This is a genomic window from Microcystis sp. LEGE 08355, from assembly GCF_015207185.1.
Taxonomy (GTDB): Bacteria; Cyanobacteriota; Cyanobacteriia; order Cyanobacteriales; family Microcystaceae; genus Microcystis; species Microcystis panniformis.
Map to the genome: position 1 here is coordinate 1 of NZ_JADEXI010000328.1, position 5,224 is coordinate 5,224.

Sequence of the window (5,224 nt, forward strand, 5' to 3'; positions counted from 1 at the left end):
ATCCAAGCTCATCAACGGCCGCGACCGAGACTCGATTGCATACCACATTTACAAAAAATTGTCAAGCAATTTCCCATTGCCGGCATGGATAGCAGTGACGGGTTAGCAGATGCCATCATGCAAATTTGTCGCTGTAGTGGGGTTGGTGCCGAAATCGAGAGGATTCCCCTGCATCCAACCCTGAAAGAATATGTAGGAGCCGAAAAAGCTCTAGAATGGGCTTTATACGGCGGTGAAGACTTTGAGTTAGTTTTGTGTTTGCCTCCGGACAGTGCCAGAGAATTGTTGGAGAAAGTGGGGGAAGAGGGGGCGATAATCGGTCAAATTGTCCCCGGGAGAGAGATAAAATTAGCCGATGGTAGAAACCTCAGTTTAAGCTCTGGATTTCAACATTTTTAGCCTCTATAAATCGCCAAAACCTTTCTTTTTCTTGATTTTCTTCGGTTTTTTCGGGCTGCCACCCTGACCGCGGAACCCCGGTTGATTGCCACCCCCAAACATTCCGCCACCCATCCCGGGCATCCCCGGCATAGCGGGCATTTGTCCCCGTCCCATCTGTTGCATCATCGATCGCATTCTGGTGAAATTAGTAATTAGTTTGGTCACTTCCGTTTCCGGATGTCCCGAACCTTTGGCAATGCGACGACGACGATTAGGAGACTTAGCCAATAAATCGGGGTTAGCGCGTTCCTCCGTGGTCATGGAATTAATCATCGCTTCCGTGCGTTTTAACTCTTTTTCGCCCTTTTCGATGTCTGTCCCGCTCAGTTTGCCTAGACCAGGGATTAACTTTAAGACTCCCCCCAGGGAACCCATATTTTTTAACAGCCGCATCTGTTTAAGGAAGTCATTAAAATCAAACTTAGCCTCTAAAATCTTGGCCTGCATTTTGGCCGCGTCTTCTAGATCTAACTGTTCCTGAGCTTTTTCCACTAGGGTCAGGACATCACCCATATTGAGGATGCGACTGGCCAGGCGATCGGGATAAAATGGCTCTAAAGCTTCGACTTTTTCCCCAACCCCAACAAATTTAATCGGTTGTCCCGATATTTGCCGCACTGATAGGGCCGCCCCACCGCGAGTATCGCCATCAAGTTTGGTGAGAATTGCCCCCGTGATGCCAATTTGTTGGTGAAAAGTGTTGGTAAGACTGGCCGCTTCCTGACCGGTCATGGCATCCACCACTAATAAAGTGTCGTCGGGCTTGACAATTTTCTTGATTTGTGCTAGTTCGCCCATCATCTGGGTATCTATCTGCAAACGACCGGCGGTGTCGATGATAACGGTATCTACGCCCAATTCTTTGGCTTTTTCCACACCTTGACGGGCGATATCGACGGGATTAGCCTGAGAACCCATCTCGAAGACGGGAACATTTATCTGTTTACCGAGGGTGATTAATTGGTCAATGGCCGCCGGACGGTAAACATCGGTAGCCACCATCAGGCAGCTTTTGGACTGTTTGCGGAGATATAGGGCTAATTTGGCGGTGGCGGTGGTTTTTCCTGTCCCTTGCAACCCGGCCATTAAAATTACGGTGGGGGGTTTATCGGCCTGAGCTAGGGGGACGTTACTTTCCCCCATAATTTTAACTAATTCATCATAGACAATTTTGATAAATTGCTGACCGGGATTGACTCCGGAAATCACTTCAGCGCCGAGGGCTTGTTTCTCGACCTCAGCAATAAATCCCTTGACCACCTGTAGGTTAACATCTGCTTCTAATAAGGCCCGCCGGACTTCTTTGAGGGTTTCTTGTATATTGGCCGAGGAGATTTTATCTTGACCTCGTAATTTTTTCCATGCGTCTTCTAAGCGGTCGGCCAGTGCGTCGAACATAGTTTCGGAATTAAATTTTTAACTAGATCGATTTTATCTCAAATGTCGGGTGAAGACCCCCGTTCTTGCCCTGTCATTGGTCCCAGACCTGCATAGTGCAGCCAATCTCCCGGTGTAGGAGAGTGAGCAGCGGGGAGAGACAATCCATAATTGGGTTTTTAAAGTGCGATTTACTTTTGATTGCTCAAAAATAGTCGTAATTTCAACAAACTGAGAGTCTGACCGAGATTGAGGGGAAGGAGGGAAATGCCTTCTAAACGCGATTGTAACCAACCATCGCCCCAATACCATTCGTGATAGCCATCGATACCTTGACTCAAAAGCAAGCGTAAACACTGGTCATTGGCTAATAAAACCTGATGTTGTATGGGAATTAAACCTAACCAAGAGGTAAAAGTCAAGCCTTCCTCTAATTTATCGGGTAGATTGGGCGAGAGCATTTGCGGCCACAGCCATTGACGGAGATGAGCAGTTTTGAGCAAACTATCCCGGATAGCCTGTTCACTGGCCGAGATTTCGATACGCAGCTGACTTTGTTGAAAATTGCCGAACATATTGTTGTCTGATAATTTTTGTTAAGTTAGTTAAAGAATAACTAAAAATCGGGACAGCGTTTTCCAAGGATAACAGTAAGTAGTATGGCAGATAAATTAATCCGCGCCACGGCCGCCGATGGCGGAATTAGAGTAGTAGGAGTGATTACCACTCGTTTAACCGAAGAAGCTCGCCAAAGACATAAATTATCTAACGTAGCCACTGCCGCTCTCGGTCGCACGATGGCATCGGCTTTACTCTTGGCTTCCAGTTTAAAAAAACCCGGTTCTAGGGTCAATATTCGCATTAAAGGCGACGGTCCCCTAGGCGGTGTTTTAGTTGATGCTGGACTCGATGGCACGGTGCGGGGTTATGTGGACTGTCCCCAGGTGGAATTACTCCCCAATGCTCAGGGTAAATTAGATGTGGGTCGCGCCGTGGGTAACAAAGGTTATGTGCGAGTCTTGCGGGAAGAAAAAGGTGAGGAGAGAAATGAACTTCAGGAAAGCATCGTCGAGATAGTTTCTGGGGAAGTGGGGGAAGATATCGCCTACTACCTGGACCAATCGGAACAAATTCCCTCCGCTTTGCAAGTGGGGGTTTTTGTCGGTACGACCACAGGAGTAACGGCTGCCGGGGGAATTTTATTACAAGTTCTCTCGAAAGAGGCCGCCAGGGATGAGGTCTTAGTGGCTCGTTTAGAGTCGAGATTGCGAAAATTAACGGGATTTACGCCTCTTTTACGGGCAGGAAAGGGTCTAGAAGATATTTTTCAGGAACTTCTCGGAGATATGGGTCTAGAAATTTTTCCGGCTGTGCAGATGCTGCGTTTTGATTGTGATTGTTCTTTTGAACGGGCCTTAGGAGCTTTAAAATTCCTCGGGGTCGATGAATTAAAAGACATCATCGAAAAGGATAAACAAGCGGAAGCCATCTGTGAGTTTTGCCAGGAAGTGTATAGTGCCAACGAGAGACAATTAATCGAATTAGTCGAGTCTCTACAAGCTGAATCTTGCTGAGAAGTCGGGCAATGAGCGCCATTAGGGTAAAATCTATCTAAAATATCTGTCAGGGAGTCGTGAATGTTTAAAGGAAAAGAATTAACCAAAAATCTAGTCAAACGAGAATCGATTGACTCCCTGACTCGTTGGCCAGAGAAAACTAAGTCTTTTCTTTTTCTCTTTTGGTCCCGATACCAGCATCGTTTCACTTGGAAAGTTTGGGCGGCTTTATTTGTGGTGGTCTTTGGCAGTGTTGGCTTTCTCGCCACTTGGCAGTTATTAAATATGCAGAAGTCGCCCAATTGCCCGAAAATCTTCTGGCCTATTGCTTCTGCCTCCCTGCGTCTCTACTGCGCTCAACTTTCCGCCGATAGTCGCACCGTGGAAGGATTACTCTCAGCAATTGCCCTAGTGGAAGCTTTACCCGATGACCATCCCCTGCGATCGCAAGTTAATCAACAGGTGGAAGAGTGGGCGCGAGATATCCTGAATTTGGCTGAAAAAGACTATCAAGCGGGAAATTTAGAGCAAGCGATCGCTAAAGCTCGTCAAATCCCCAATAATATGGCAGTAGCGGCAATTATTGAAGAAAGAATCGCTAAGTGGCAAGGAACTTGGACGGAAGGCAACGAGATATTAAGCAAACTAGAGGAAAATCTCCGCGCTTCCAACTGGAATCAATCTTTCCGTCTAGCAGTGGATTTATTGAACTTAAATAACGAATATTGGGCAACGGTTAAATATAATGAAGCGCTCGCTAAAATTACCGTCGCCCGGGAAGATAGCAGTAAATTAGATAATGCCTTTAATCTCTTTGCCCGGGGCGGTCTCGACAATTGGTTGAAAGTCATCGAAGAAGCTAGAAAAATTCAAGCCAGCAGTTATGCCTATCAGGAGTCCCAAAAATTAATCGGGAAAACCGAGGATAAACTAAAAGAATACGCCGAAAGATTAATTGAGCGGAAGCAATGGCAAGCTCTCCGGGATTTGGCTAACCAAACCCCCAAAGGCCTCAAAATTAAAGAAGATGTCACCGATTGGTCCCTCTTGTCCGAAGCGGCCTTAGATGCGGAAGCCGGCACGGTGGAGGGATTGGAAGCCGGCATACTGGGACTAGAACAAATCGACGCTTCTCGACCTCTCCATCAAACGGCCCTAGCTATGAGGGAACGCTGGCAGTTACAGGTACAGGATGTAAAAATACTGTCCGAGGCTAGAGATTTAGCACAAGCAGGTACAATCGAGCAGTATAGCGCCGCTATCGCGAAAGCGGGCGAGGTTCCCCGTAACAATCCCCTCTGGTCGCAAGCACAGCAGGAAATTGGCTCTTGGAATCGTCAAATACAAGTCATAGAAGACCAGCCGATTTTAGAACGGGCGCGGGAAATCGCTATCCCCGGCGATATTAATTCCCTCAGTAACGCTATTATTCAGGCGCAGGCTATTGGTAAAAATCGGGCCTTATACCGAGATGCCCAACGGGAAATTGACGACTGGCAAGTACGGATTGAACGCATGGAGGATCAACCCATTTTAGATCAGGCTCAAGCTTTGGCCAATCTCAAAGACTATAGCACAGCGATCGACACTGCCAATCAAATTCCCCCTGGTCGCACTCTTTCCGCGGAAGCATCCCAAAATATCCGTCGTTGGCGCCGAGAGTTGCGGGCCCGTCAAAAACTCCAACAGGCTAATCAATTAGCGGCGATGGGAACCGCAGAAGGTTTAACCCGAGCGATTGCTTTAGTTACCAATATTTCCACTAAAACCGATGCGGGTGTGCAACGGACTGAATTGCTGGAACGTTGGAGTTATCAGCTTTTGTCTTTAGCCACGGACCAAGCTAATAA

Annotated in this window: 5 protein-coding genes; 3 read left to right on the forward strand and 2 right to left on the reverse strand. The window is 47.3% G+C overall.

Annotated elements, in window-relative coordinates; genetic code table 11:
- Positions 1-399: AIR synthase-related protein (locus tag IQ242_RS16015; RefSeq protein WP_255520662.1), on the forward strand; the 399-nt coding region annotated here is incomplete at its 5' end.
- A gap of 3 nt (positions 400-402) precedes the next feature.
- Here IQ242_RS16015 and ffh read toward each other — a convergent pair.
- Positions 403-1,839, reverse strand: a complete 1,437-nt coding sequence (gene ffh, locus IQ242_RS16020; protein WP_193960642.1) for a signal recognition particle protein — start codon at positions 1,837-1,839, stop codon at positions 403-405.
- A gap of 170 nt (positions 1,840-2,009) precedes the next feature.
- A complete protein-coding gene (locus tag IQ242_RS16025; RefSeq protein ID WP_193960643.1) occupies positions 2,010-2,393 on the reverse strand; it encodes a hypothetical protein in 384 nt (127 codons plus the stop codon).
- Between the two features lie 84 nt (positions 2,394-2,477).
- On the opposite strand from IQ242_RS16025, the gene hslO reads away from it, so the two are divergent.
- Positions 2,478-3,392 carry an Hsp33 family molecular chaperone HslO gene (gene hslO / locus IQ242_RS16030; protein ID WP_193960644.1) on the forward strand — a complete coding sequence of 305 codons (915 nt, stop codon included), beginning with the start codon at positions 2,478-2,480 and terminating at the stop codon, positions 3,390-3,392.
- 63 nt (positions 3,393-3,455) lie between these two features.
- A partial coding sequence (locus tag IQ242_RS16035) for a chromosome segregation ATPase (protein ID WP_193960645.1) occupies positions 3,456-5,224 on the forward strand: 1,769 nt, incomplete at its 3' end.